The 25776-nt window shown below is 61.9% G+C and carries 26 protein-coding genes and 1 pseudogene; 17 read left to right on the forward strand and 10 right to left on the reverse strand.

The genetic code is table 11. From position 1 onward, the window contains the following. The 17 genes from KDB76_RS16000 to KDB76_RS16080 all read left to right on the forward strand — a co-directional run bounded on the left by KDB76_RS16000 (window position 1) and on the right by KDB76_RS16080 (window position 15185). Entirely contained in the window at window positions 1-1035 is a 1035-nt protein-coding gene (locus KDB76_RS16000) for an HlyD family secretion protein (RefSeq protein ID WP_212632155.1), read from the forward strand. A 32-nt stretch (window positions 1036-1067) separates the two neighbouring features. Continuing rightward, complete coding sequence (locus KDB76_RS16005; RefSeq protein WP_212632156.1) at window positions 1068-1379, forward strand: DUF3861 domain-containing protein; 312 nt, start codon at window positions 1068-1070, stop codon at window positions 1377-1379. Window positions 1380-1412: 33 nt separating this feature from the next. Continuing rightward, window positions 1413-2357 carry a LysR substrate-binding domain-containing protein gene (locus KDB76_RS16010; RefSeq protein WP_212632157.1) on the forward strand — a complete coding sequence of 315 codons (945 nt, stop codon included), beginning with the start codon at window positions 1413-1415 and terminating at the stop codon, window positions 2355-2357. Continuing rightward, window positions 2354-2632, forward strand: coding sequence for an EexN family lipoprotein (locus tag KDB76_RS16015; protein WP_011806066.1), 279 nt, complete (start codon window positions 2354-2356; stop codon window positions 2630-2632). Before KDB76_RS16010 ends, KDB76_RS16015 begins: the two co-directional genes overlap by 4 nt. A gap of 235 nt (window positions 2633-2867) precedes the next feature. Next, complete coding sequence (locus tag KDB76_RS16020) at window positions 2868-4871, forward strand: conjugal transfer protein TraG (protein ID WP_212632158.1); 2004 nt, start codon at window positions 2868-2870, stop codon at window positions 4869-4871. Further along, the gene (locus KDB76_RS16025; RefSeq protein ID WP_100469019.1) at window positions 4868-5332 is read left to right on the forward strand and encodes a ribbon-helix-helix protein, CopG family; all 465 of its coding nucleotides are present in this window, start codon (window positions 4868-4870) and stop codon (window positions 5330-5332) included. The genes KDB76_RS16020 and KDB76_RS16025 overlap by 4 nt, the downstream gene beginning before the upstream one ends. Further along, the gene (gene trbB, locus KDB76_RS16030) at window positions 5329-6381 is read left to right on the forward strand and encodes a P-type conjugative transfer ATPase TrbB (protein WP_100469020.1); all 1053 of its coding nucleotides are present in this window, start codon (window positions 5329-5331) and stop codon (window positions 6379-6381) included. Before KDB76_RS16025 ends, trbB begins: the two co-directional genes overlap by 4 nt. Continuing rightward, on the forward strand, window positions 6378-6770 hold the full coding sequence (locus KDB76_RS16035) for a TrbC/VirB2 family protein (RefSeq protein WP_033955067.1): 393 nt from the start codon (window positions 6378-6380) through the stop codon (window positions 6768-6770). The genes trbB and KDB76_RS16035 overlap by 4 nt, the downstream gene beginning before the upstream one ends. Next, window positions 6767-7039 (forward strand): VirB3 family type IV secretion system protein, encoded by a 273-nt coding sequence (locus KDB76_RS16040; RefSeq protein ID WP_035481271.1) that lies wholly within the window; start codon window positions 6767-6769, stop codon window positions 7037-7039. The genes KDB76_RS16035 and KDB76_RS16040 overlap by 4 nt, the downstream gene beginning before the upstream one ends. A gap of 12 nt (window positions 7040-7051) precedes the next feature. Beyond that, on the forward strand, window positions 7052-9505 hold the full coding sequence (gene trbE, locus KDB76_RS16045) for a conjugal transfer protein TrbE (protein ID WP_212632159.1): 2454 nt from the start codon (window positions 7052-7054) through the stop codon (window positions 9503-9505). Then, on the forward strand, window positions 9502-10227 hold the full coding sequence (gene trbJ, locus KDB76_RS16050; RefSeq protein ID WP_212632160.1) for a P-type conjugative transfer protein TrbJ: 726 nt from the start codon (window positions 9502-9504) through the stop codon (window positions 10225-10227). The genes trbE and trbJ overlap by 4 nt, the downstream gene beginning before the upstream one ends. A 12-nt stretch (window positions 10228-10239) precedes the next feature. Continuing rightward, the gene (locus tag KDB76_RS16055; protein ID WP_058158356.1) at window positions 10240-10566 is read left to right on the forward strand and encodes a hypothetical protein; all 327 of its coding nucleotides are present in this window, start codon (window positions 10240-10242) and stop codon (window positions 10564-10566) included. After that, window positions 10563-11948: a P-type conjugative transfer protein TrbL gene (trbL, locus tag KDB76_RS16060; RefSeq protein ID WP_058158355.1), complete on the forward strand. Its 1386-nt coding sequence runs from the start codon at window positions 10563-10565 to the stop codon at window positions 11946-11948. The genes KDB76_RS16055 and trbL overlap by 4 nt, the downstream gene beginning before the upstream one ends. A gap of 18 nt (window positions 11949-11966) precedes the next feature. Continuing rightward, on the forward strand, window positions 11967-12671 hold the full coding sequence (gene trbF, locus KDB76_RS16065; RefSeq protein WP_033938308.1) for a conjugal transfer protein TrbF: 705 nt from the start codon (window positions 11967-11969) through the stop codon (window positions 12669-12671). Next, the gene (gene trbG, locus KDB76_RS16070; RefSeq protein ID WP_033938307.1) at window positions 12668-13672 is read left to right on the forward strand and encodes a P-type conjugative transfer protein TrbG; all 1005 of its coding nucleotides are present in this window, start codon (window positions 12668-12670) and stop codon (window positions 13670-13672) included. The genes trbF and trbG overlap by 4 nt, the downstream gene beginning before the upstream one ends. 2 nt (window positions 13673-13674) lie before the next feature. Beyond that, entirely contained in the window at window positions 13675-14967 is a 1293-nt protein-coding gene (locus KDB76_RS16075) for a TrbI/VirB10 family protein (protein WP_033938305.1), read from the forward strand. After that, window positions 14964-15185, forward strand: coding sequence for a DUF2274 domain-containing protein (locus tag KDB76_RS16080; RefSeq protein ID WP_033938303.1), 222 nt, complete (start codon window positions 14964-14966; stop codon window positions 15183-15185). Before KDB76_RS16075 ends, KDB76_RS16080 begins: the two co-directional genes overlap by 4 nt. A 35-nt stretch (window positions 15186-15220) precedes the next feature. Here KDB76_RS16080 and KDB76_RS16085 read toward each other — a convergent pair whose 3' ends face one another. From KDB76_RS16085 to KDB76_RS16130, 10 genes and pseudogenes are all read right to left on the reverse strand, one after another. Next, window positions 15221-15502, reverse strand: coding sequence for a hypothetical protein (locus tag KDB76_RS16085; RefSeq protein WP_071540639.1), 282 nt, complete (start codon window positions 15500-15502; stop codon window positions 15221-15223). A gap of 8 nt (window positions 15503-15510) precedes the next feature. Further along, window positions 15511-16503, reverse strand: a complete 993-nt coding sequence (locus tag KDB76_RS16090; protein WP_071540640.1) for a caspase family protein — start codon at window positions 16501-16503, stop codon at window positions 15511-15513. Window positions 16504-16512: 9 nt separating this feature from the next. Then, window positions 16513-16884 carry a TIR domain-containing protein gene (locus KDB76_RS16095; protein WP_071540641.1) on the reverse strand — a complete coding sequence of 124 codons (372 nt, stop codon included), beginning with the start codon at window positions 16882-16884 and terminating at the stop codon, window positions 16513-16515. A 583-nt stretch (window positions 16885-17467) separates the two neighbouring features. Further along, entirely contained in the window at window positions 17468-18985 is a 1518-nt protein-coding gene (locus KDB76_RS16100) for an IS66 family transposase (RefSeq protein WP_024086152.1), read from the reverse strand. Window positions 18986-19003: 18 nt separating this feature from the next. Continuing rightward, window positions 19004-19363: an IS66 family insertion sequence element accessory protein TnpB gene (gene tnpB / locus KDB76_RS16105; protein WP_024086151.1), complete on the reverse strand. Its 360-nt coding sequence runs from the start codon at window positions 19361-19363 to the stop codon at window positions 19004-19006. A gap of 200 nt (window positions 19364-19563) precedes the next feature. Next, window positions 19564-19691: pseudogene (locus KDB76_RS30170) on the reverse strand (hypothetical protein); the annotation flags it as partial. A 205-nt stretch (window positions 19692-19896) separates the two neighbouring features. Next, window positions 19897-20463: a hypothetical protein gene (locus KDB76_RS16115; protein WP_023662905.1), complete on the reverse strand. Its 567-nt coding sequence runs from the start codon at window positions 20461-20463 to the stop codon at window positions 19897-19899. Continuing rightward, on the reverse strand, window positions 20463-24677 hold the full coding sequence (locus tag KDB76_RS16120) for an RHS repeat-associated core domain-containing protein (protein ID WP_038409682.1): 4215 nt from the start codon (window positions 24675-24677) through the stop codon (window positions 20463-20465). The genes KDB76_RS16115 and KDB76_RS16120 overlap by 1 nt, the downstream gene beginning before the upstream one ends. A 6-nt stretch (window positions 24678-24683) precedes the next feature. Then, entirely contained in the window at window positions 24684-25151 is a 468-nt protein-coding gene (locus KDB76_RS16125) for a DUF1795 domain-containing protein (RefSeq protein ID WP_003260502.1), read from the reverse strand. A gap of 35 nt (window positions 25152-25186) precedes the next feature. Beyond that, window positions 25187-25771 (reverse strand): hypothetical protein, encoded by a 585-nt coding sequence (locus KDB76_RS16130; RefSeq protein WP_013972739.1) that lies wholly within the window; start codon window positions 25769-25771, stop codon window positions 25187-25189. Between the last annotated feature and the right edge of the window lie 5 nt (window positions 25772-25776).

Here is a 25776-nt window from a genome sequence, read left to right on the forward strand (position 1 = left end):
ATGGCAATGCCGAAGAAAGCCAAGATCACCAGTGCCGTGCTGCTGCTCGCAGTCGCAGCGGGCTGTGTCATTTATCTGAATCGTCCCGAGTCCAGCGCATCGACCCAATCCACGGACGACGCCTATGTACAGGCTGATTTCACCCTCGTCGCGCCCCAGGTGTCGGGAGTGATCGGCAAGGTACTGGTCGAAGAAAACCAGCCAGTGAAGGCAGGGGATTTGCTCGCAGCCATCGACGACCGGGATTTCATCGTTGCGGTGGATGCGGCAAAGGCACAGGTCGCTGCCGCCGAGGCCAGCGTCGTAGGGCTTGCCGCGCGTGTGGCGCAGCAGGAAACCGCGATACGTCAGGCGCAGGCGGCCGTCGCGGTGGACGACGCAGAACTCAAATTGGCCGAGGCCAACCAAAAGCGCTATCGGAACCTGGCTTCAGACGGATCAGGCTCGATCCAGGCACAGCAACAGGCCGAGGCGCAGTTGGCCATTCGGCTGGCCAGCCGGGACAAGAACCGCGCTGGCCTGCAAGCGGCGCGGCAGCAGACGGACATCCTGAAAGCCGATCTTAAAAAGGCCAAGGCTGCACTAGCCCAAGCGCAGGCGGCGCAGGCCGCAGCGGAGTTGAAGCTCTCCTATACCCAAATCACGGCGCCCATCAGCGGCGTGATCGGCCAGAAGTCGGTGCGCGTCGGCGCATTCGTGAATGCGGGCAAGCCGTTGCTGGCGGTCATCCCGCTTGATGCGGTCTACATCACGGCCAATTTCCGCGAAACGCAGTTGGCGCGCGTGCGGGCCGGGCAGTCGGTGGACATCAAGGTGGATGCTTTGCCCGATGCCTCGCTGAAAGGAACCGTGGAAAGCCTGGGGCCGGCTAGCGGGGTCAGCTACTCGGCCGTCGCACCACACAACGCCACGGGCAACTTCACCAAAATCGTCCAGCGCCTGCCTGTGCGCATCCGCATCGACCCCGACCAACCTGACGCTGCGAATCTTCGCGTCGGCATGTCCGTGACGCCGAAGATCCATATTGGGGAATAACGCCATCAATCTATAACGTAAGGAGCCTTGCAATGAAGCAATACCGCTATCGCGTAACCCTGGAGCAACTGACTGACGCAAATGGTGTCCCCGGCGATGGAGAGCCTCTGAAGTTTGAGGTTGGAAGTCATGACGACATCATGTCCATCGTGGCACGGGTCAGCAGCAGAGGTGATTTCAGCAGCCAAGCGGAAGCGGCAGCATTTGCCGTCGGTCTGAAACTGTTCGGTGGAACCATCTTGGCAAATAAGAACAACCCGCTGCTATCTTCATTTTTGCCGCAGCTACATCAGTTCATGAAGGAATTCAAGGCAGGATCGGGCGATAGCAAAGAGAAAGTGTGATTCGGCTTCTCTGCGCGACGCGGAATATGAATCATGGAGCTTCGTCACCTACGATACTTCCTGGCCGTGGCCGAAGAACTCCGTTTCGCTCGTGCGGCGGAGAAGTTGCATATTGAGCAATCACCACTGTCGAGAGCTATCAAGGAACTGGAAGAAGAACTCGGCGTGGTGTTGTTTGCCCGTACCACGCGCAGCACACGGCTTACTCATGCCGGAGCACTGTTCCTTGAGCACGTGCGCCGTGTGCTCGCTGCCGTTGAGCAGGCCCGGGACAGTGTGAAGTCGGCAGCCAATGGTTTTCACGGGCAGTTGCGCGTGGCATTGTCCGACGGCATCACGCCGTCGCGCCTGTCCGCCTTGCTCGTGCTCTGTCGCCAGGAAGAACCCGAGGTCGAAATCCGGTTCTTCGAGGTGCCGCTATCGCAGCAGATCCAAGGGCTGCATAGCGATCTGTACGACGTGGGGTTCGCCCAGTCCAACGAGGTTGGCGACGGCATCGTTGCCATGCCTGCCTGGAGCGATGCGTTGATGGTGGCGGTGCCTGCCCGCCACCCGCTGCTGGCCCACAAGCGCATTCCCTTGGACGAGTTGCTGCGCTATCCGCTGGTCCTGTGCGATCCGCAAGTGTGTGAAGGCCATGCCAAGCACGTTGAACGAGTGCTGCGTCGTGCTGACATGGAGCCGCTCATCGCAGAACGAGTTGCCACGTGCGATCTGATGATGGCACTGGTATCGGCCGGCTTCGCGCTCGGGTTGGCGGGCGCTGCACACATTGCCACCAGCCGTGAGCTAGGTGTCGTGGCCCGGCCGCTGGCGTCGCGCGTTCCGCCGCTTACGACCTACTTGCTTCGTCTTGACGGTGATCCGTCCGACGAACTGACACGGTTCATTGAGCGCGTACAGGCCATCGAACTGCCGGAAACTCCCAGGCCCATACGAGGCCGCAACCCTGATCCCCCGGAGGAATTGATGCCATGAAGAAGATCATTCCGTTCTTGCTGGTGACTACCTTGGCCGCTTGCGGCCAATCAGAGGCACCTCAGAAAGCTGCCGATTCGGAGGCAAGCATTCCGACGGTGGAAGAACTGGCGGCCAACCCCGACCGGCTCAAGGAACTGCGCCAGCAATGCAAGACCGACCGCTCCAAGCTGGGCGACGTGCTGTGCAACCGGGTAGCAGAAGCCACGCGCAAACGGTTCTATGGCGACGGAGAAACGCCCTACACACCGCCGAAAGAGTCGCCAAAGTTCTGATTGTTGGCCGTTCGCCGATTCGCCTTCACTTTTTTCTCGACACGCCGCAATGCGCCCGCGCTTGCGGCGTTTTTCTTTGGCTCGCCACCGCACTCATTCTTTCTTTTTCCTCGACCTTTCTGCTCTAAACGGTCTTTGACCGGCACTGACCCGGCACCGATCCTGACGCCTGCGGCACGCCCTTGTGCCGCTTCTTCCATGAGGAATCAGCGCAGGAGAAATCGGAGGCCAGGTCATGCAAGGGACGAACGTGCTGTTCGGTCAGATTGCCGTGGTATTCGGCATCTTGATCGCCGGCGTGTGGGGCGCCACACAATGGACAGCAGCCGCCCTTGGCTATCAAGTACGCCTTGGCTCGCCCTGGTTCGATTTTCTTGGCACGCCGATCTACCACCCGTGGAAGTTGTTTGAGTGGTGGTTCGTTTTCGATGCTTACGCGCCGCGCGTGTTCGATACCGGCGGCGCCATCGCGGGCGGCAGTGGGTTATTGGCGGTGGTCGTCGCCATCGGCATGTCGATCTGGCGATCGCGGCAGTCGCGCCTGGTCACGACTTACGGCTCGGCCCGCTGGGCGAACGCGGATGACATTCACAAGGCGGGCCTGACGCAACCGGCCGGCGTTTTCCTCGGCCAGCACGGCCGCCAGTACCTGCGCCACGAAGGCCCGGAACACGTCCTGACCTTCGCGCCCACGCGCTCGGGCAAAGGTGTCGGTCTGGTGGTGCCGACGCTGCTGTCCTGGCCCGCGTCGGCCGTCATCCACGACATCAAGGGCGAAAACTGGCAGATCACCGCCGGCTGGCGCTCGCGCTTCTCGCATTGCCTGCTGTTCAACCCGACCGATGCGAAGTCAGCGGCCTACAACCCGCTGCTGGAGGTTCGGCGCGGCGCGCATGAAGTGCGCGACGTGCAGAACATCGCGGACATTCTGGTCGATCCCGAAGGCGCGCTGGAGAAGCGCAACCATTGGGAAAAGACCTCGCACGCGCTGCTGGTCGGGGCCATCCTGCATGTCCTCTACGCGGGCGAAGACAAGACGCTGCGCGGCGTCGCCAACTTTCTGTCCGACCCGGCCAGCCCGTTCGAGCTGACCTTGCACCGGATGATGACCACGCCGCACCTCGGCGATGGGCCGCATCCGGTCGTCGCATCGGCGGCGCGTGAAGTCCTCAACAAGAGCGACAACGAACGCTCGGGCGTGCTGTCCACGGCCATGTCGTTCCTCGGCCTGTACCGCGATCCGACCGTGGCCGAAGTCACATCGCGCTGCGACTGGCGCATCGCAGACCTGATTGCGGCAGAGCATCCGGTGTCGCTGTACCTGGTGGTGCCGCCTTCGGACATATCGCGCACGAAGCCGCTCATCCGCCTGATCCTCAACCAGATTGGACGGCGCCTCACCGAATCGCTCGATGGCTCCGACGGCATCGAGCGCCGCCACAAGCTGCTACTGATGCTCGATGAGTTCCCGGCGCTGGGGCGCCTGGACTTCTTCGAGACGGCCTTGGCCTTCATGGCGGGCTACGGCATCCGCAGCTTTCTCATTGCGCAGTCGCTCAACCAGATCGACAAAGCCTACGGCCAGAACCATTCGATTCTGGACAACTGTCATGTGCGCGTGACGTTTGCGACGAACGACGAACGCACGGCCAAGCGTATTTCCGAGACGCTGGGCACCGCGACCGAGCTGCGCGCGCAGCGCAACTATGCCGGCCACAGGCTCGCGCCGTGGCTGGGGCACCTCATGGTGTCGCGTCAGGAGACGGCTCGCCCGCTGCTGACGCCGGGCGAGGTGATGCAGCTTCCGCCTGACGAAGCCGTGGTGATGGTGTCCAGCGTGGCGCCGATCAAGGCGAAGAAGCTGCGCTACTACGCGGACAGCAATTTCAAGCGCCGCGTGTTGCCACCGCCTGCACTGGCGGACGGGCAGTACGCAGATGCGCCGCCATCGCGGCCTGACGACTGGAGCGGCCTGGCAATTTCCGCCGTGCCCGTCGCGCCTGCGGCCGATACCGCCGAGGGCTTCGCTGCCTCTGCCGACGACGGAGGCCCGCGCCGTCAGCCCGAACTCTCCGAAGCCGTTGCCTATGCCCCCGAGCTGGCCGCGCCTGCGGCCGACCTCGCGCTGCTCGATGACGACGACGACCTGCCGCTTCCCCTTCCTCGCCAGCTTGACCCAGCCATGCAGCGCACGGCGCGGCTGGCTTCTCTCGACCCCAACGACGGAATCGAGCTATGAGCCACTACCGCCTCAACCTGTTCATCCAGCCGGAGCACGCCAAGCGCCTGGACGAGCTGGCCGCCAAGAAAGGCGTGTCCAAGTCGTCCATTGTCGCCGCTGCCTTGGCGTCCTGGCTGTCGCCGGACGCAGCAGACCAGCGCGAGGCGGCCATCGCCAAGCGGCTGGATCGCCTGTCGCGTCAGACCGAGCGCCTGGAGCGCGACCAGAACATCCAGATCGAGACGCTGGCGCTGTTCATTCGCTACTACCTGACCGTGAGCACGCCTGTTCCCGAGGCGCACCAAGACGCCGTTCGCGCCCAGGGCAAAGCGCGCTTCGAGCAATTCGTTGAGCAGTTGGGCCGCCACCTGCTGCGCGGGCGCAGCCTGGTGCGCGACGTGGTGGAAGAACTGCACCCCGATCCGATGCGGATGGAGGACGCGGCGGCTGCCGCGCAAGCGCAGGAGCGTGCGTCATGAGCGCCGCTCCGCAGTCCATGAGCGCCACGTCGCTCGACCGTCGCATCCAGATGCTGCGCACAGCGATGGGGCCGCTGATCGCCGCCGCGCTCGACGACCCGGACGTGGTGGAGGTGATGCTGAATCCCGATCGCACCCTTTGGGTGGATCGGCTGTCCAGCGGGCGCGCACCGATGGGCGTGGAGCTGTCCGAAGCGGACGGCGAGCGAATCATCCGCCTCGTGGCCGCCCACGTCGGCGCGGAGGTGCATCGCGGCCAACCGCTGCTGTCGGCAGAGTTGCCCGAGACGGGAGAACGCTTCGAGGGCATCTTGCCGCCGGCTGCACCGGGGCCGGCCTTCGCGCTGCGCAAGCGGGCCATCGGCGTGATCCCACTGGAGCGGTACGTCATCGACGGGATGATGACCAGCGCCCAGGCGGGCTTTCTCGTTCGCGCCGTGCGCGAGCGGCAGAACGTCTTGATCGCCGGCGCCACCAGCAGCGGCAAGACCACGCTCGCCAATGCCTTGCTCGCGGAAATCGCCGCCACCGGCGACCGCGTGCTGGTGCTCGAAGACACGGTGGAACTGCAATGCGCGGCCCGCGACCACGTACCGCTGCGCACGCGCGCAGGCGTGGTGTCCATGACGGAGCTGGTGCGTTCGTCCATGCGCCTGCGCCCGGATCGTGTCGTCGTCGGCGAGGTGCGCGGCGCCGAGGCGCTGGATCTCATCAAGGTGTGGGGCACGGGCCACCCCGGCGGCATCGCCACGATCCACGGCGGTTCCGCGCTGGGTGCGCTGCTGCGCTTGGAGCAACTGATTCTCGAAGTGGCCGTGAACCCGCCTCGCGCGCTGATCGCCGAGGCGGTCAACGTAGTGATCCACATCGCCGGGCGCGGACGCAAGCGCCGCATCGAGAGCATCGCCCGCGTCGTCGGCTTCGACGGCGTGGGCTACCAACTGGCGGACGCGCTGGAAACGCCGTTTCCCGAGCTGCCGCCGATCCCCGATGCCGCATCCGCTGCGGCGACTTTCCCATCCCCTGACTCACTTGGAGAACTGCCATGACGCAGACGACCGTTCCTGCTTTCCGTGTTTCCGTAAATCCGCCTTCGCACCCGTCCAACCTGGCGCGGTTGCGCAGCCTGGCGCGCCCTGCGGAGCAAGGGCTGCTGCTGGCCGCGCTGCTGCTGTTCCTGGCCGGAACCGCACAGGCCGCCGGTTCCTCGATGCCGTGGGAAGGCCCGCTGCAATCCATCCTCGAATCCATCCAGGGGCCGGTGGCACGCATCGTCGCGGTCATCATCATCATCGCCACGGGCCTCGCGCTCGCCTTCGGCGACACGTCGGGCGGATTCCGCAAGTTGATCCAGATCGTGTTCGGTCTGACTATCGCATTCGCGGCTTCGAGCTTCTTCCTATCGTTCTTCAGCTTCTCCGGCGGGGCTGTCGTATGAGCGCCCCGGATACCTTCGCGGCCGGGTTCGAGGTGCCTTTGCACCGCTCGCTCACCGAGCCGATCTTGCTGGGCGGTGCGCCGCGCACCGTGGCGATTGCCAACGGCACGCTGGCTGCCGCTGTGGGGCTGGGCCTGCAACTCTGGATTCCCGGTGCCGTGCTCTGGATCGTCGGCCATTCGCTGGCGGTGTGGGGAGCGCGCGTCGATCCGCAGTTCATGCAGGTTTTTGCGCGACACATCAAGCATCGCCCGCTGCTGGACGTGTGAGGGGACGCCGCGATGCTGAACCTCGCCGAATACCGCCAGCGCCCGGCGCTGCTCGCCGACTGGCTGCCCTGGACCGGGTTGGTCGCGCCTGGCATCGTCTTGAACAAGGACGGCAGTTTCCAGCGCACGGCCCGGTTTCGTGGGCCTGATCTCGACAGCGCCACGCAAGGCGAGCTGATCGCCACGTCGGCGCGTCTGAACAACGCGCTGCGCCGGCTGGGTTCGGGCTGGGCTCTGTTCATCGAGGCCGAGCGCCGCGCCGCCGCCGACTATCCGCACTCGGAGTTTCCCGAGCCGCTGTCGTGGCTCGTGGACGAGGAACGCCGCGCCACCTTCGAGGAATCGGGCAACGACTTCGAGAGTGGCTACCACCTGACGCTGGTGTACCTGCCGCCGGAGGAATCCCGCGCACGTGCAGCCAAGATGCTCTACGAGAACACGCCGACGAATGGCGTGGACTGGCGCGAGCGGCTGCAAGCCTTCGTCGCGGAAACCGATCGCGTCTTCGACCTTCTCGACGGCGTGATGCCAGAAATTGCTTGGCTCGATGACAGCCAGACGCTGACCTACCTGCACGCCACTATCTCGACGCGGCGCTACCGCGTCGGCGTGCCCGAAGTGCCATTCCACATCGACGCGCTGCTGACCGACTCCGCGCTGGTCGGTGGCCTGGCGCCCATGCTGGGCGACCAGCACCTGCGCGTGGTGTCGGTGCGGGGCTTCCCGACCTCGACCTGGCCGGGGATTCTGGACGACCTCAACCGCCTCGGCTTTGCCTACCGCTGGAGCACGCGCTTTCTCTGCCTCGACAAAGCCGAGGCGGAACGAGAGTTGGGGCGCCTGCGCCGCCAGTGGTTTGCGAAAAGGAAGAACGTCATCGCGCTGCTGCGCGAAACGATCTTCCAGCAGGAAAGCCCGCTGGTGGATACCGACGCCAACAACAAGGCGGCCGACGCCGACGCTGCCTTGCAGGAGTTGGGCAGCGACCAAGTTGCCTTCGGCTACCTGACGGCGACCGTCACCGTCATGGACACGGACGCCGCCGTGGCGGACGAGAAGCTGCGCATGGTGGAGCGTGTCATCCAGGGCCGGGGCTTCGTGACCATCCCCGAAACGCTCAACGCCGTGGATGCGTGGCTGTCGTCCATTCCAGGCAATGCCTACGCCAACGTGCGGCAGCCCATCGTCTCGACGTTGAACCTGGCGCACATGATGCCCCTGTCGGCGGTATGGGCCGGGCCGGAAAACAACGACCACCTCGACGGCCCGCCGCTGATCGTCACACGCACCGATGGCGCCACGCCGTTCCGGCTGGTGACGCACATCGGCGACGTGGGCCACACGGTAGTCGCCGGGCCGACCGGCATGGGCAAGTCGGTCCTGCTCGCCACGCTGGCAATGCAGTTCCGCCGCTATCGCGGCTCGCGCATCTTCGCGTTCGACATGGGCCGCTCGATGCGCGCCACGGTTCTCGGGCTGGGCGGCGAGCACTACGACCTCGGGACGGATGGCGAAATTGCCTTCCAGCCCTTGGCACGCATCGACCGCGAGGGCTCCCGCACCTGGGCGGCCGAATGGATCGAAGGCCGCTTGCTGCATGAAGGCGTGGCGGTCGGCCCCGACGAGAAAGCGGCTATCTGGTCGGCGCTGGGAAGCCTCGCCGGTGCGCCGTTGGAGCAGCGCACGATGACGGGGCTTTCCGTGCTGCTGCAATCGAACACACTGCGGCAGGCGCTGTCGCCCTATGTGCTCGGCGGTGCCCACGGCAAGCTGCTGGACGCCGACCATGACCGGCTGGGCATGGCCGACGTGCAGTGCTTCGAGATGGAGGAGCTGATGCACAGCAAGGCCGCCGTCATGGCCGTGCTGCATTACCTCTTTGCGCGCTTCGATGAACGATTTGACGGTGCGCCCACGCTGCTGATCCTCGATGAAGCGTGGCTGTTCCTCGATGACCCGGTGTTTGCCGCGCGTATCCGGCAATGGCTCAAGACGCTCAGGAAAAAGAACGTCAGCGTCATCTTCTCCACGCAGTCGCTCGCGGACATCAAGGATTCGAGCATCGCGCCCGCGATCATCGAGAGCTGCGCGAGCCGCATTTTCCTCGCCAACCCGCAGGCGACCGAGCCGCAGATTCGCACGATCTACGAGGGCTTCGGCCTCAACAGGCGGCAGATCGAAATCGTCGCCACCGCGCAGCCCAAGCGCGACTACTACTACCAATCCCGTCTCGGAAACCGCCTGTTCGACCTCGACCTGGGGCCGGCGACGCTGGCCTTCGCCGGCGCTTCCACACCGCAAGACCAGCGCGACATGGATCGCGTGCTGCTGGATGCCGGCGTACCCGGCTTCGCGGGCGCCTGGCTGCGCCATCGCGGCCTCGATTGGGCGGCCGACCTGCTGCCCTCGTTCCCCGGCCTTGCGCCGGGTTCCCTCGCTGACCAACCCCTGGAGAACATGTCATGAAGAAGCGCCTAATCGCCGCCGCTGTCGCGGCCATGCTTTGCACCGCCACCGCCCATGCGCAATGGGTCGTGGTCGATCCCACGAACCTCGTGCAGAACACGCTGACCGCGATCCGCACGCTGGAGCAGATCAACAACCAGATCCAGCAGCTCCAGAACGAAGCGCAGATGCTGATGAACCAGGCGCGCAACCTCGCCAGCCTGCCGTCCAGTGTGGTGAACCAGTTGCGCGCCAATCTGGCGACGACCGAGCGGCTGATCGCCCAGGCCAGGGGCTTGGCCTACGACGTGACGAATCTGGATCGGGAGTTCGCGCGCCTGTATCCCGAGCAGTACGCCGCCACGGTCAGCGGCGACCAGATGTACCGCGACGCACAGGAGCGTTGGCGGAACACGCTCAACGGCTTGCAGACCACGATGCAGATGCAGGCCCAGGTGTCGCAGAACCTGGGCGAAGACGAAAGCGTACTGGCAGACCTCGTGAGCAAGAGCCAGTCGGCCGAAGGCGCGTTGCAGGCAACGCAGGCCATGAACCAACTGCTGGCCTTGCAGGCCAAGCAGTCGATCCAGTCGCAGCGGCTCCAGATCACGCAAGACCGGGCGACTGCGCTGGAGCTGGCGCGGCAGGCGGCGGCCACAGAGCGCGCCCGCGAAGTACGACGGCGCTTCCTCGGCACCGGCACGCCGTACACGCCGCAGCGCGTGGACTTCTATGGCAATTGACGGGAGACGGTCATGCGATGCGCTTCCGTCCTGCTGACCGTGCTGCTGACCGCTTGCGGCCAGCAGCCGGCCGAGAACCTGGCCGACGCCTTGGCCGCCGATCCCGTGCGGCTCAAGGCGCTGCGCGGGCAATGCGCGGCTGACCGGCAGGCCGTGGGCGAGGACGCCTGCCGCGCCGCCGCCGAAGCCTTCCGGCAGCGCTTCTTCGCCGGCCATACCGGGCCGGACGAGTACGACTCGCTGGCCGAACTGCCGCCAATCCCGCCGAGCTTCGATACACCCGCCGACGACATGCAAGAAGGCGACACGCCGCTCGCCCCACCGGAGGACACGCCATGAACGACGTGACCATCATCGACCGCTTCCTCGATACCTTCTCGCGCTACATCGACTCGGGTTTCGGCCTGCTGCAAGGCGAAGTGGCGTTTCTCACCGCCACGCTCATCGTCATCGACATGACCATCGCCGGCCTGTATTGGGCCATGAGCCACGCCACCGGCCAGGGCGAGGACGTGATCGCCAAGCTGCTTCGCAAGGTGCTCTACGTCGGTGCGTTCGCCTACATCATCGGCAACTTCAACTGGCTGGCCGGCATCGTGTTCCGCTCGTTCGCCGGCCTGGGCCTGACGGCCACCGGCTCGGCCATCACGATGGAGAACTTCCTGCAACCGGGGCGGCTGGCGAAGACCGGCATCGACGCGGGGGCGCCGATTCTGGAACAGATCGGCGACATGGCTGGCTTCCCCGAAGTGTTCACGAACATCGACCCGATCGTGGTGATGTTCCTCGCGTGGCTAGTGGTGATCCTCTGCTTCTTCGTGCTGGCCGTGCAGCTTTTCATCACGCTGATCGAGTTCAAGCTGACCACGCTCGCCGGCTTCGTGCTGGTGCCGTTCGCCTTGTGGAACAAGACCAGCTTCCTGGCCGAGAAGGTGCTGGGCAACGTGGTATCGGCCGGTATCAAGGTGCTGGTGCTGGCCGTGATCGTCGGCATCGGCTCGGGGCTGTTCGCCGAATTCCAGACCGTGCCGGATGAGCCTTCCATCGACCATGCCCTGGTGGTGATGCTGGCCTCGCTCGCTCTGCTGGCACTGGGCATCTTCGGCCCCGGCATCGCCACCGGCCTGGTGTCCGGGGCGCCGCAGCTTGGCGCGGGCGCGATGGCCGGTGCCGCTGTCGGCGCTGTCGGCACGGGCGTTGCCATCGGTGCCGCCGCGACCGGCGTAGGTGGTGCCGTAGCAGCCGGGGCGCGCATGGCGCCAGCCGCCGCCAAGTTGGCCGGCGCTGGGGCGCGTGCCGCCACGTCGGCGGCAGGCAGCGCCCGGTCGGCGTTCCAGGCCGGCTCCGCCGCTGCGGGCGGCGGGGCCAAAGGCGCGGCGGCTGGTCTTGGCAACATCGCCAAGACCGGCGCACAGGCCGCTGGCCGCCGTGCCGCGTCGGGCGCGTCCGCCGCCGGGCAGAAGATGACCAGTTCCTTCCGTTCCGGCTGGAACGGATCTTCGGGCGATGACGGCGCAGGGGCCGCGTCCGGCCAATCCGCCGCAGGCGACGGCGCGGACGGCGCCGCCGGCTCGCAGAAGCAAGAGCAGCCCGCCTGGGCCAAGCGGATGCACCGCCGCCAGCAGATCACCCATGCCGCGACCACCGCCGCCCACACGCTTCGCGGTGGCGACGGCGGCGGCTCGGGGCAAGGCCCGAGCCTGCGCGATTCCGATACCTGACCACCAAGGAGAACCCTTATGCGATTCAAGCGACCGCAGGTGCGCTATGCCGATACGCCGCAGCCTGCCACCCCGTATCAAGCCGCCGCCCAGGTGTGGGACGAGCGCATCGGCTCGGCCCGCGTGCAGGCGAAGAACTGGCGTTTGATGGCCTTCGGTTGCCTGGTGCTGGCGCTGCTGATGGCCGGCGGCCTGGTCTGGCGCTCGGCGCAGTCCATCGTGACGCCCTACGTCATCGAGGTCGATCAGGCCGGACAAGTGCGTGCGGTCGGCGAGGCCGCCACGCCATACAAGCCGGCTGATGCGCAGATCGCCTACCACTTGGCGCACTTCGTCAGTCTGGTGCGCTCGCTGTCCATCGACCCCATCGTCGTGCGGCAGAACTGGCTCGATGCCTACGACTACACCACCGACCGCGGCGCGGCCGTGCTCAACGATTACGCCAGCAAGAACGATCCGTTCGCCCGCGTCGGCCGCGAGTCGGTGACGGTGCAGATCACCAGCGTCACGCGCGCGAGCGATGCCTCGTTCAACGTCCGCTGGACGGAACAGCGGTACGTCAACGGCGCACCCGCCGGCACCGAACGCTGGAACGCGGTGCTTTCCACCGTCCTGCAAACCCCGCGCAGCGAGCAGCGCCTGCGCAAGAACCCGCTGGGTATCTACGTCAACGGCCTGTCGTGGAGCCGCGAACTGGATTCTTCCGAAGGAGCCAAGCCATGAACCTGCCTTTCCGCTTTTACGCTTTGCCGTTGATCCTGCTGGCCTCGACTGTCCTGTTCTCGGGCTGCGCCACTCAGGGCAAGCCGCCGCCAACCATCTCGCTCGATGAGCCGGTGCAGGCCCAGCCGCTGCCCGAACCGCCCCAGCCGGTGGAGGTTGTTGCCATTCCCGAGCCGCTGGCGCTGCCGGCGCAGCTAAAGCCGCTGCCGGAGGTGGACGAGGCCAAGCCCGCGCCGGAACCGGCCGACGAGACCGTGCGCGTGTCGAAGGCCAATGCAGAGGCGCGCATCGCGCCCACACGCGAAGGCTACGTCAATGCGATTCAAGTCTGGCCCTTCACCGATGGCGCGCTCTATCAGGTCTATGCCGCGCCGGGGCGTGTGACCGTGGTTTCGCTCCAGCCGGGCGAGGAACTGGTGACGGTGGCCGCCGGCGACACCGTGCGCTGGATCGTCGGCGACACATCCAGCGGTGCCGGCGACGAGCTGCGCGTCAATGTGCTGGTCAAGCCCGTGCGTTCGGGCCTCAAGACGAATCTGGTCATCACCACCAATCGCCGCACCTATCTGCTGGAGCTGACCTCGACCGAGCGCGCGTGGATGGCATCCGTCTCCTGGGACTACCCGCGCGACCGGATGCTGGCGTTGCAGCGCCAGGCACAGGCGGCCAACGCCGCCGCGCCGGTTGATGCCGGCCTGTCGCTGGAGCGCATCCGCTTCCGCTACGCGATCAGCGGCGGCAAACCGTCGTGGAAACCGCTGCGCGCCTTCGATGACGGCGAGAAGGTCTATATCCAGTTCCCGGCCGGCATCGCCCAGGGTGAGCTGCCGCCCTTGTTCGTCATCGGCGCGCAAGGTGACGGACAACTGGTGAACTACCGTTTCCGCTCGCCGTACTACATCGTGGATCGCCTGTTCGGCGCGGCCGAACTGCGCCTGGGTGGGGACAAGGGCGACGTGGTGCGGATCGAGCGCACCGACGGCGTGGCGCGGAGGAATTGAGCATGAGCCAGGACGACACTCCCGACCTTGCCATCCCGCAGGCGGACAAGGTGGCCCCGGAAACGGTGGCGCTGCGCGCCCAGCCGCGCCCGGTCACGCGCTTGAACCGGCGCGTGCTGGCGATCCTCGCCGGCGGCCTGTCGGTGGCGGTGCTGGGCGCGCTGATGTGGTCGCTGCAACCGCAGCGGCGCGGCGCAGGCGAATCCACCGAGCTGTACAACGTCGATCGCGTTTCGCGCTCCGAAGGACTGGAGCGGCTGCCGACCGACTATTCCCAACTGCCGCCCGCCTTGCCGCCCGAGATGCCGGAACTTGGGCCGCCGCTGCCGGGCGATCTTGGCCCGGCCATCGTCAATGCACAGCAGCAGCCGACGGTCGGCTACGCGCCGCCAGGCCACGACCCGGCCGAGGCCGAGCGCCTGGCCCGGTTGAAGGAGGCCGAGGAAGCGGCCGCATCGTCGGTGTTCTTCCGCACGGGCACGCAAGGCGCCGTGCCGGTGGCGCAGTCGCAGGTCGCCGCTGCGCCGGGCTTCTCTGCCAATGCGGCCTTCGATCCGATGGCGGCCGGGCCGGCCTCGACGGCGGCCCAGCCCGCCGATCCGACCACCGTACAGAACCGGCAGGAACAGAAGGAGGCGTTCCTGCAAGGCGCTTCTACGGAAACCCGCAATTCCGGCAACCTGACCCTGCCGGCTTCGCCGTATCAGGTCATGGCCGGGACGGTGATCGCCGGCGCGCTGGTGACGGGCATCAAGTCAGACTTGCCGGGCGACGTGATCGCCACGGTCACGGAGCCGGTCTATGACACGGCCACGGGCAAGTTCCTGCTGATCCCGCAGGGTTCGCGCATCCTCGGCCGCTACAACAGCCAGGTCAGCTACGGGCAGAGCCGCGTTCAAGTCGTCTGGAACCGGATCATCCTGCCGGACACGTCTTCGCTCACGCTCGACAACCTGGTGGGCACCGATCCGGCCGGCTATGCCGGGCTGGAAGACGACGTGGACTACCACTGGGGCCGCATCTTCGCCGGGGCGGCGCTGACGACGCTGCTGGGCGTCGGCGCCGAACTGGCCGCGCCGGAGAACCGTCAGGACGGCGATCGCATCATCATCGCCGGGCGCGACAGCGCGCAGGACAGCATCAATCAGGTCGGCCAGGAGATGACCCGCCGCAACATGAACATCCAGCCGACCTTGACCAGTCGGCCGGGCCTGCCGGTGCGGATCATCGTTGCGCGCGATTTGACGCTTCGCCCCTACCAGCCGCTCATGTTCAATCGAGGAACATCACGATGAGCACGCCAACCAAGAAATTGCGGCTGGGGCCGCTGCCGTCCAGCAGCAGCGTCAAGCTGACTTTTACATGCCCGGCCAGTCTGAAAGACGAACTCGACCGCTATGCGCAGCTCCATGCGCAAACCTATGGCGAATCTGTCGATGCAGCGACGCTGATCCCGCACATGCTGGAAGCCTTCATGGCGGGGGATCGGGGATTCAGGAAAATCCGAAAATAGATATATAAATTTAGCATCTTAAGAGGACTCGGAACTCATCTCCAATCCGAGCTTAGCTCTGACTCTATAACTGGCAAGTACCTATAAACTTGCTCTCGATCACTATTTTTCTCTTCATCGCTTAGGCTTGTATATGGGGTGGCTATTTGCTTTTCCCAACGCTCTGCAAGCTTGGCGGGAATTATAAGCGAGCCATCTTCTTGACGCACACATTGCTCATGCAGATAGCTTTGCCAATGAGCCCAGCGTTCATGTTCAATAGCGGCTAGTTTCTCTATGAGATCTTTGCGTGACAATAGAGATAAGTTGTCTGTCATTTCAAGACCTATATTAAGCCTTCTTTTACGAGATTCCAATAATGCTGACCTAACACTGTTAACTCGCAAGCTTTTCTCTGCATGGCAGCGTGCCACATATGGGGTGCGCCAACAGGCCGAACAAGATTAACTTTTACATATCGCTGAAGGATGGCGAATATAGCGTTATTCACTGGATTGGGCGCTGGAATGGTTGGGTCATTGCGCTGTTCCTCGGAGCGTTCCGGCTCATATGAGGGATCTAGGGGTAATTGATAATCTGCACTCGGGAAATGCCTTATTATGGCCTGGAGATCGGCCAGGCCAATTGGAGGTGCAGCCTTCCTTAGAGAAACAAAAGTTTTAACGTTTGTCTTAAATACAGGACGCTGCGCCCATGGGCCAAGTGATTGATCAATGTGAGCGTAGACGCTACCTGGGGTAACATCGCCAACAAGGTTCGCAGCAGCCCCGCCAAGCGCATCAACAAATAAGTTTGTAAAAACACCAGAGCCGCCGCCCGGAGCTTCCATGGCATATTGCTCTGCTGTTGATGCAGTGAGGATTGTTGTTCCTTCTTTTATTTCAGCAAATCCGGCCAGATTCGAGGTGTCTCCTGCAATACCACTATGGCAGCTGTCCAGAATAATGACTTTATTCTTTGCCCTAGAGTTGTTGGCTAGAGTCATAACTTCCGACAAAGCAAGTCCATCATCGCCCGTTCTGCAATCTCCTGCGCAAAGGAAGCCGCCGGTATCCTCAATGTATCCATGCCCGGCAAAATAGAACAGCGCAATATCTGCATCGCCGCTAAAAAGCTCTCGTACAGCATCTTTGAGGAAATGCTTTTCAACAATGTCGGCTGGACCTGTTCCAGTTATCACTCGGGGAGTTGCAAAATTGACAGTCCCATCGGCGTGTCGCTCCAAAACCGCCTTGACAGAGTGGGCATCGTTAACGCAGCCGCTGAGGGAATTTATATTTGCGTAATGATCAATCCCTACTATTAGTGCTTTGCGCATGACCTTGACCTATAGCGAGTCGATAAAATCGCTAATATTCTTGTCACTCCACGCATAAGTGGTAACGCCAGAAATTTGTGTTCGATCTGTCGAATAGGCCCAGATTCCACGAATCGGCTTATTTTCCTCTTTGGCGCATTGAATTTCCCATTTCTGACCGCTTGAATTGAGAGAATTTTTGCTCACCAGCACTATTACACCGTGAGACCGTCTGATGCGAGTGCGGACGCGATCTTTCCAATCCTTGTCATACGGTTCTTTAACCGACATATCTACAAATTCGTAAGGAGCTCGTGGACTCAACGATTGTCCTTTAAGGAAATCCCTCTGCCTCTCGTCCTCGATAGCGAATGCAATGAAAACTACTTTTTTATCAGCCATTTTTCCCCCTATGGTGACCGGAAAGATACAGTGAACTTTTGCTGCTCTTGACTATACACCTTGTTGCATGTCCCTCAAACGGTGTTGCGGACACTTTTTATGCATTGGAGCAGAAGTCAAAGCCGATCTCGCCGGCTCAGGTCAAGCTGTTGATTAGGGTTCGGGGCTACCGCCATCCTTTGAAGGTTCCGCCAACGCTGCACGTTCTTAGTTCTGGAGCGCAGCCAACCATTGGGCTATGATGACCGAATAAGCCCACCGTCCCTTGGCAATCGTCACCGCTACAGCGCGACCCGGCTTGCTTTCCCAGGGCTCTCATGTGGCTCCCAGCCCACAACGCCGCATCCCCTGCAAGCGGCACGAAACAGAGCTAACCTATTGCCCCGTATATGGTTTCAAGCCTCGCGTGATTTGCACGAAGGGCTTGACACCGGCCCTTTTTTGTATCGGGCTCAGGACTTTCTAGTTTTCCAGGGGAGGCAGCCCCAAAAAATGTCCCGAGTCTATTACGTGTTTGGCGTATTTGGCGGTACAACAAAGGACATCCCAAGAGAGCCTCGGCATGACCCACCCTGGGATAGGTTCAGGCTTGACGTGGTAACTCTCGCGAGCAGTTCCACGGCAGCAGCGCTTCATAGTCCGCCACCGACTGCGCATGCGGCAGTCGCTCCAGCACGTGGCGCAGCCACGCATAGGGCTCCTGACTGTTGGCTTTGGCGGTCTCGACTAGGCTATAGATTTGAGCGCTGGCAACGGCGCCCTTGGGCGTGTCGCTAAACAGCCAGGCCTTGCGCCCAATGACAAAAGGCCTTATCGCTCTTTCTGCCGGATTGTTGTCGATCGGCAGGTGACCCGCCTCGACATAACGTTTGAGTTTGTTCCAGTTGCTGGCCAGATAACCGACGGCTTTGCCCAGTGCGTTTTGCGCGGTCACTTGCGGCTGGGTTTTCTCCAGCCAGCCGTGCAGTTGCGCAAGGATCGGCAGGCTGTCTTGCTGACGACCTTGGTGGCGCTGCTCGTCGCTGGCGTCTTTCAGGTCACGCTCGATTCCGTACAACTTGTTGATCAAGTTCAGCGCGATATCGGCCCGCCCAGTCTTGCCTTTCGGTTGCACTTTCTGCGCTTCAACAAACTTGCGTCGAGCATGCGCCCAGCAGCCCATACGCTCGATACCTGGTTGTACGGCCACGGCGTTGTAACCGGCGTAATCGTCGGTCATCAAATAGCCGCAATAACTTTCCAGCAGACGCGAAGGCACTTCCTGCGCACGGCTGGTCGAGTAGTCGAACAGGATCACTGGTTTGCCGGGTGGGCCGCCGGTTTGCACCCACATCCAGGATTGGCTGGTCGCCTCTCGATCCGGTTCTTTCAGCACCTGCACGCGGGTTTCGTCGCAGTGGATCACGCGACTTTCCAGTAGCCGATCACGCATCAGATTGAGCAGCGGTTGCAGATGTTCGCCGCACTGGATCACCCAGCGGGCCAGGGTTTGACGCGAGATGTCGATACCATGACGGCTCAGCACTTTTTCGAAGCGGTGCAGTGGCAGGCCATCAACGTATTTGGTGGTCAGCAGCATCGCTAAAACACTGGGGCTGGCCATACTCTTTTCGATCAGCTGCGCCGGCTTGTCGGCGGTGACCGGGGCGGTTTCACAACCGCGGCAACCGTAAACCTTGCGAATGTGTTTGATCACGCGGATCTGCATCGGCACGATTTCGAGCTGCTCGCTGACTTCTTCACCGATGGTGTGTTTGCGGCAGCCACAGGTGCAGGTCAGTTCGTGCTCGGGGAGTTCGTGGATAACTTCGATGCGTGGCAAATCCGCAGGCAGCGGCTTGCGTTTACCACGGCGCTTAGTCGGCGCGACGGCTTCTTCATCAACGTCTTCGGCAACAGGTTCAGCGACGCTTTCGGCTTCGTTGAACAATACTAATTGCGGTGTTGCCGGATCAGTCGTTTGTTCTGACTTGCGACCAAACAAGCGCTGGCGCAGCAGCGCATTCTGCTCTTCAAGATGAACGACCTTGGACTGCATCTGAGCAATTAATTGCTTGAGCACAGCCGGGTCATCGGGAAGGGTGTCGGGCATGGAAATCATGCCGCGGATTATACCCAATCAAGCCACGAATCGCGGGGTCAAAACCTGATGTGGACGGTTGCGCCACAGATCAAAGCCGTCGAGTAGCCAGTTCAGCTCCTGAACCGTCAGCACGATGGCGTCGTCGGTGATATCGGGAGATGTTTTAAAACGTTCGGATTCGAGGCGCTTGAGCCAAAGGCAGAAGCCGTTGCGCTCCCAATAAAGGATTTTCACTCGATTACGGGGCCGATTAAGAAAAACGAACAGCACAGGGTCGAACACGGCCACCTTGATATCTAGTTCGACCAGGGCGGCCAGACCGTCGATGGATTTTCGGAAGTCCACCGGTTTGGGGTAAAGGTATACCTTTTCGACTTTGGTGTCGGGTCGCATCATGACGTGCTGGCTCCAGAGAGAAATCGGGAGCACAGCTTCAGGGATCAACTGTCGGCTTTGAATGTGGTGTTCATGGATCCCTTACGTTGTAGGTGAAGCGTTCGGCAGTGCCATCCGGGTGATGGATGCGCAGCACTTCACCGTCGGGTTTGCGTTCCAGCGAAGTGGTCTGGTTCAGCGCATCGGTCACCGCGATCAGGTGCTGGCGTTCGTCGTAGCGGTACCAGGTGCTCTTGCCCGAGCAGTCCTGATAACGCTCGACCTGTGCCAGGGTGCTCCACCGTAGGTACTTGGACTGGTAGGTCGCGTCGATGATGGTATGCGGCAGGCCGTCATCGCTGTTATGGCTCGGTCAATAGATCGGACAAACCCAATGCCCCAGGTCATTTGCCTTTATAACTAAAAAGAAATGGGGCTAAATCAGCCCCACTGAATCGATCATGTTTTTAAAGATCTATGCCCTCGAAGCATTAAATCATCAGGAAAAATAACGACCACAGCCCAGCTCAAGCAGCTCAATCACATTTTAAAACTCAACAAGCAACCAGTTCAAAATCAAGATGACTCACATCGGAACCATCAGCAACTACTGGCAGAACTGGGACAGAGATAAACTCGAGTCCATATCCGTATTCCGAACCATATTCACGAAGCCCTGCATATCCCTTGATGGACAAACTATAAATACCAGGCTCAACATCAATATAATCATTACTCGGAAGTCGAGAAGCATACTCGGCTTTGTAATTTAGGAAAAAATCTTCATCCCAGTCAAATAGCGCATTGAGATCCGAAACAATCAGGACACCAGAAACTATTACCAAAGGAAGTCCTGAATACTCGAATACCGGCTCAGGCAAATCATCCACCCCCACATTTTGACACTCTGTAAAAACAGAGTATTCTTGCTCCGAAATTTGGTATATAGGAAAAACCACCCCCTGTTCAATCGCCTGCCGCCCAAGCGCTTCGTCTTTCAAAAAAGCATTAAAGATATTTGCATCTGTTAACCCTTTGCTTTTTATGAAAGCCGCAAATTGTACCGGATCAAACAATACTATTCCTGGAGCATACAGCTCTATCAACGCACTCCGTTTCATTACCCGCATCCTCCTGCAGAATTGTTACCACTGCCTTTGCCAAGCGACTTAGTTAGGGCCTCACCAATAGTTACATCTTTCGCAAGCACTTGTCCGGTAAGAGGAATTTTTAACGTGCCCTTTTGAGGGAACCCCTCGTAAGCCTTGTTTAGCTTCTTAACCAATTCTTCAGACGTCCCTTCAAACTTCTTGTTAAACGGTACACCTTCTTTCTTTATTGCATCATGGAATTGCTGATGTAGCTTATCAGAACCTTCAATCTCATTGGGGAACCATGATGGCGAGTCGAGCTTGGTACCTAGCTCTGGGAACCCATGGGTGTTTGCATGAGCACGGGGGAACGGATGGTGCCCCATACCGTCAGGTTTCAAGGGCTTCCAAAATGGCATCCACCCCCAAGGATCGATCCAGGATAGTGGATTTGGGACATATTGATATAAATTCAGACCACCATTGAGGCCAATAGGATCCTGAGTGCAAAACCTACCTATTTGCGAATCATAATAACGAAAAGTATTATAATAAATTCCCGTTTCAACATCATAGTATTGACCTTGAAAACGTAGGTTCTGCTCAACTCTATTGACGGTTATCTGCTCTATCTCACCCCATGAGCGATACGTCGCCTGCCAGACGATCTTGCCGTCACTGTTCGTAAGCTCCAACGGCGTACCAATCTGGTCAGTATGGAAGTAATAGAGCTTCTGCTCTTCCCCCTCCACCTGATCGATCCGCGCCAACGGCGCATAGCTGCCCGGCTCATACAGGTACAGGATGCTCTGCCCCGGCGTCTCCTCATGCAGCATCCGCAAGCCTTGCCAGAGGAAGCGCTTCTGTTCGACCTGGCCATTGATCTCCGCCTGCTTGGCCACCCGTCGCCCAAGGCTGTCGTACCGGTACTGCCCGGTACTCTCCAGCTTGCCGTTGACCACAGTTTCCGCCCGCACCAGCCGGTTCTCGCAGTCATAGCTAAAGCTCTGCAGCTTGCTGTGTCCCGAGCGCTTCTCGATCAGGTTGCCCCACGGATCGTAACGGTACTCCTGATCCCGCCACTGTCTGATCCGGTTGTCCTTGACCTTGTCGAACTGCCGCGCATTGAAGTCCAGCCGGTTGGCCGCCGCGTCGTAGCGGAACTCCTCGCTGCCCACCAGCGAGCCGGTATCACGGCTGCGCAACTGCCCGTTGGCTTCGTACTCGTATTTGATCTCACCCCGCAGCTTGTCCAGCGTGCGCACCAGTTCACCCGCCGGGTCGTACTGATAGCGACGGTGGATCGGGTTATACGCATGCTCCACCAGCAACGAGGTATTGATCCCGGTGTTGTGCACCTGCGAAAGCTTGTCGGCCGGCAAGTTCGAGGCAAACTGCCAGGCCTTGCGCCCCATCGCGTCATAACCGAAGCAGCTGGTGAGCTTGCCCTGGGTCCGGTACACCTCGCGGTGCAGGTCGTCGCGCTCCATATCGCTGATAACCTGGCCATCCAGGTTCAGCTGGTGCAGATGCCCACTGCCGTAGTACAGGTGATTGACCTTGCGGCCATCCGGCAGGGTCAATGTGGTCAGGTTGCCGAGCGGATCGTACTCGTAGCCGAGCGTGCCGTCGGGGATGATTTCTTTGGTCAGCCGCCCCAGCAGATCGTAGGCGTACTCCAGCTTCTCTTCCGTGATCCCAAGCTGCTTGCCGATCCCGGTCGGTTGCCGCTCGATGCTCAGCAACCGGTCGCCGTCATCGTACGCATAGTCTTGACGCGCATCGCGGTTGATCTTGGCGACCAATCGGCCAATGGTGTCACGCTCAAACAGCGTATGCCGCTCCGGCCGCTCGGCATTTTCGCCATAGCCAATCTCATCCAGCCGCGTGAGATGGCCTCCGACGTTGTAGCTGAAACGCCGGGTCAGGTTATCCACCCGCACTTCTTCGCTCAGCCGGTCCGAAGCGTCATAGGCAAAGCTGTACGTGGCGTTGTTCTCATTGACCAGCGCGATCAGGCGCACGGCCTTGTCGTACTCGTAGCGTACCCGCTGGCCCTTGGCATCCTGGCGGCTGCTCGGCAGGCCACGCGCCGTACGCATCAGGCGTGTGGTCTGGCCCTTGCCGTCGGTGTGGCTGATTACCTGGCCGTAGACGTTGTAGGTGAAGGTTTCCGCGGTACCGTCCGGGTGACTGATGCGCAGCACTTCGCCGTCGGGCTTGCGCTCCAGGGTGGTGGTCTGGTTCAGCGCATCGGTCACCGCGACGAGGTGCTGGCGTTCGTCGTAGCGGTACCAGGTGCTCTTGCCCGAGCAGTCCTGATAACGCTCGACCTGGGCCAGGGTGTTCCACCACAGGTACTTGGACTTGTAAGTCGCATCGATGATGGTATGCGGCAGGCCGTCATCGCTGTTCAGGTACTCGGTCATCTGGCCGAGGGCATCGAATTCGGCGAGCAGGTTGCCCTTGTCATCGTAGCGCGCTCGCCAGGTGCTGCCGTCCGGATAGCTGACCTGGGTCACCAGCGTGGTCAGGTGGTGATATTCGTAGGTGGTCTTGCGGCCCAGCGGGTCGGTTTCTTCCAACAGGCGGGCGTATTCATCGTACTTGAAGGCGAGCCGGTTGCCGTCCGGCAAATCCAGGCCAACCATGTTGCCCTGCTCGTCCAGCTCGATGGCGTAGCGTTCGCCACCGTAGTCACGGCTGGCGAGCACGCGGTGGTCGGCGTTGTACTGCACTTCCAGCTCGCGGCCGAGCACGTCGGTGGCCCAGCTGGTGCGGGCGTCGAGGTCGTAGCGGAAGTGGTAGTGCTCGCCATCGCTGGTCCAGTGCTCGACCACGCGCGGCTTGTCGCCGAGGGTTTCCCAACGGTAGTGGCAGCCCAGGCCCAGCGCGTTGCTGTGGGTTACCATCAGGCCTTCGGCGTAGCTGAAGCTGCGCACCGTGTCGCCGTTGCGGTTGATCACCGCGCTCAGCTGGCCGTGTTCGTCATAGCGGTACTGGGTGAGCGTTTCCACCGCTTCGTTGTTCACCACGCGTTTGATGTCGGTCAGGCGACCCAGCGGGTTGTCGTAGTGCAGGTGCACGCGGGTACCGCCGGTGGCGCTGATGTCGGTCAGCGTACCATCGGGCGTGCGGGTGAAATGCAGGAAGTGGCCGAGGGCGTTTTCGATGCGTTGCAGCGGCACTTCGCTGTTGGTGTCTGGCACTTCGCCGAAATAGAAGAACAGGTTGTCGAGGGTTTGCAGGATGTAGTGGCCGCCCTCGGTGCATACCAGGTACACCTGTTCGTGCGGGTTGTAGATGCGCTGGCCCGGTTGCAAGGTCACGAACGGGATTTCGCGGCCCTGGTTGTCGGTGAGGTAGATGAACGAGCCCTGGCGGCGCAGGCTCTGCTCCCAAGGCAGCACCCAGCCGCGACCGAGCACGCTATCGACAGTCAGGTCGCTGGCGTAGAAGCGTGACCACTCGATCGGCATCAGGCCAGGCAGGCTGAAGTCGATTTCGTCGGGGATCAGTTTGCGGCCGGTGGTGAGGTCGACCGGGTTGCCGACCAGGCCGCCGATGGCCCTGCGGGCGACGGGTTCGACCACGTAGCGGCTGGCTACCTCGCCAGCGACGAAGCCGGCGGTGAACTTCAGGGCGCAAGGCATTATGGCTTTCATGCCGGCTTGCGTACCGGCCTTGATCAACTGCGCGATACCACCCGCGGCACCGGCGATGGCCATCAGCACATCCACGGTGGTGCGCAGCCACTCCGGGATCTCGTCATCCACTGGCAGATAGCGGTAGGTGCCACCGCCGATGATGACGTTGTCCGACCCACCGGAAATGGTCGCGCCGCAGGTCAGCTTGTCGCCCTTGCGTGCAGCCGCGACGCTGTTGATGAAGACATTGGTCGAGCCTTCGGCGATCTGCACCGGGCCAGGGTGCTTGTCGCAGGCACCGATGCTTTTTTCGACGCGGGCGGCCTTGCGGCTGTTGATGAAAACGTTGGGTGAGGCAGTGGTTATCGTCCCTGAGGGGGACGAGAACATACTGCCTATCGCCTCTCCGGCGGCGGTCAGCAAGCTGCCTCCGATGCCGGCTGCGAGGCCGGCCAGCAAGGCCACGCCGAACCCACAGGTGAAGGTGGCGATGGCCACCGTGGCCACCAGCGCGATGCCCAGGGCTGCCCCGATCAGGAAGCCCCCCAGCGCGCTGGTGTGCGATATCTCGTCGCCGAACCTGGCCGCTTCGAACATGAGGGATTACTCCTGTTCGCCGGACTCGGCGCTGGTTACGGACGGGGCTCGCGGCGTGAAGCTGGCCAGCAAGTTGTCCCAGTCCTGGTTCTGCTGGGCACTGAAGTCGGCCTGTGCGGTGGTGGAAAAGATCAGGGCACGCCCGGGGCTGATGATGAAAGCGGCCTGGCGCTGATACAGCGGGCGGCCCTGGTTCATGTAGTAGGCGTCGATCTGGATGCCGGCAATGGGTGCGGTAGCCGAGAGCGAGACGGCCTTGTTGCCCATGCGGGTGTAACCACGCAGCTTGGAGGTGAGCATCTTCACCTGGCGATCGACATAGGCCTGCAGCGCTTCGTCCGGCAGCAAGGTGTCACGCGAGATGGTGATGCTCAACGGTGCTGGAACACTGGCACCCAAGACGAACATGTTGACCGTGCGGTCCTCGAAACCTGCCGGCAGCGCGATGCCGCCTTCCTGCAACTCGTAATCCATGCGATGAAAATTCCTGATAGCGAAAAAATCGGGTGTCAGCCCTGCGCGAAGCCATCGAGCATGCGGTCGAACTCGGCCAGCCACTGGCTCAGGCCCGGCTTGCTTGGGTCGATCACGCTGGAAATATCCAGCCATTGCAGCGACTGGCTGCCGGCGATGGGCACCAGCGCGCCGACCAGGCGACCGTGCCGGGGCTCGTGGCCAGCATTGAAGTGGAAATCCAGGACCTTGGCCGGGTTGCCAGCCAGGAGGCAATCACGTTGACGAATCACGCGCAGTTGCGGGTTCAATTCGCGCAAAGCCTGGATCGCGCCGTCGAACAATTGCTCCAGCGGCTGCCTGGCGCGTACATCACGGCGGCGGATGCTGAGGCTGATCGGCTCGCCTTCATGCTCGATGGTGGTCTGGATGTCGCGAAAGCGAAAGCCGATCGGAAACTGCAGAGTGAAACCTGCGAAGGTGAAACCGCTGCCCACATCCTGCAACGCGGCTGGCACCGGTTCCGGCTCGGGCACAGGCTCAGGCACATGAGCGGCTTCCGCCAACCTGGCCAGCCGCGCAGCCTCCTCTTGCGCTTCGCGCCTGGCAGAAATGCGGTCGTAGATCGAGGGCTTGTACATGAACC

Source organism: Pseudomonas sp. JS425 (assembly GCF_018223845.1).
GTDB classification, from domain to species: Bacteria; Pseudomonadota; Gammaproteobacteria; order Pseudomonadales; family Pseudomonadaceae; genus Aquipseudomonas; species Aquipseudomonas asiatica.

Bases quoted from the DNA above. Each gene is read 5' to 3' on its own strand.
- KDB76_RS16095 (WP_071540641.1), bottom strand. From the start codon at position 16,884: ATGGCTGATAAAAAAGTAGTTTTCATTGCATTCGCTATCGAGGACGAG.
- KDB76_RS16115 (WP_023662905.1), bottom strand. From the start codon at position 20,463: ATGAAACGGAGTGCGTTGATAGAGCTGTATGCTCCAGGAATAGTATTG.
- KDB76_RS16075 (WP_033938305.1), top strand. From the start codon at position 13,675: ATGAGCCAGGACGACACTCCCGACCTTGCCATCCCGCAGGCGGACAAG.
- KDB76_RS16090 (WP_071540640.1), bottom strand. From the start codon at position 16,503: ATGCGCAAAGCACTAATAGTAGGGATTGATCATTACGCAAATATAAAT.
- KDB76_RS16100 (WP_024086152.1), bottom strand. From the start codon at position 18,985: ATGATTTCCATGCCCGACACCCTTCCCGATGACCCGGCTGTGCTCAAG.
- KDB76_RS16125 (WP_003260502.1), bottom strand. From the start codon at position 25,151: ATGGATTACGAGTTGCAGGAAGGCGGCATCGCGCTGCCGGCAGGTTTC.
- tnpB (WP_024086151.1), bottom strand. From the start codon at position 19,363: ATGATGCGACCCGACACCAAAGTCGAAAAGGTATACCTTTACCCCAAA.
- KDB76_RS16130 (WP_013972739.1), bottom strand. From the start codon at position 25,771: ATGTACAAGCCCTCGATCTACGACCGCATTTCTGCCAGGCGCGAAGCG.
- KDB76_RS16120 (WP_038409682.1), bottom strand. From the start codon at position 24,677: ATGTTCGAAGCGGCCAGGTTCGGCGACGAGATATCGCACACCAGCGCG.
- trbL (WP_058158355.1), top strand. From the start codon at position 10,563: ATGAACGACGTGACCATCATCGACCGCTTCCTCGATACCTTCTCGCGC.
- trbJ (WP_212632160.1), top strand. From the start codon at position 9,502: ATGAAGAAGCGCCTAATCGCCGCCGCTGTCGCGGCCATGCTTTGCACC.
- KDB76_RS16005 (WP_212632156.1), top strand. From the start codon at position 1,068: ATGAAGCAATACCGCTATCGCGTAACCCTGGAGCAACTGACTGACGCA.
- KDB76_RS16085 (WP_071540639.1), bottom strand. From the start codon at position 15,502: ATGACAGACAACTTATCTCTATTGTCACGCAAAGATCTCATAGAGAAA.
- trbB (WP_100469020.1), top strand. From the start codon at position 5,329: ATGAGCGCCGCTCCGCAGTCCATGAGCGCCACGTCGCTCGACCGTCGC.
- KDB76_RS16010 (WP_212632157.1), top strand. From the start codon at position 1,413: ATGGAGCTTCGTCACCTACGATACTTCCTGGCCGTGGCCGAAGAACTC.
- KDB76_RS16015 (WP_011806066.1), top strand. From the start codon at position 2,354: ATGAAGAAGATCATTCCGTTCTTGCTGGTGACTACCTTGGCCGCTTGC.
- trbF (WP_033938308.1), top strand. From the start codon at position 11,967: ATGCGATTCAAGCGACCGCAGGTGCGCTATGCCGATACGCCGCAGCCT.
- trbG (WP_033938307.1), top strand. From the start codon at position 12,668: ATGAACCTGCCTTTCCGCTTTTACGCTTTGCCGTTGATCCTGCTGGCC.
- KDB76_RS16025 (WP_100469019.1), top strand. From the start codon at position 4,868: ATGAGCCACTACCGCCTCAACCTGTTCATCCAGCCGGAGCACGCCAAG.
- trbE (WP_212632159.1), top strand. From the start codon at position 7,052: ATGCTGAACCTCGCCGAATACCGCCAGCGCCCGGCGCTGCTCGCCGAC.
- KDB76_RS16020 (WP_212632158.1), top strand. From the start codon at position 2,868: ATGCAAGGGACGAACGTGCTGTTCGGTCAGATTGCCGTGGTATTCGGC.
- KDB76_RS16035 (WP_033955067.1), top strand. From the start codon at position 6,378: ATGACGCAGACGACCGTTCCTGCTTTCCGTGTTTCCGTAAATCCGCCT.
- KDB76_RS16000 (WP_212632155.1), top strand. From the start codon at position 1: ATGGCAATGCCGAAGAAAGCCAAGATCACCAGTGCCGTGCTGCTGCTC.
- KDB76_RS16080 (WP_033938303.1), top strand. From the start codon at position 14,964: ATGAGCACGCCAACCAAGAAATTGCGGCTGGGGCCGCTGCCGTCCAGC.
- KDB76_RS16055 (WP_058158356.1), top strand. From the start codon at position 10,240: ATGCGATGCGCTTCCGTCCTGCTGACCGTGCTGCTGACCGCTTGCGGC.
- KDB76_RS16040 (WP_035481271.1), top strand. From the start codon at position 6,767: ATGAGCGCCCCGGATACCTTCGCGGCCGGGTTCGAGGTGCCTTTGCAC.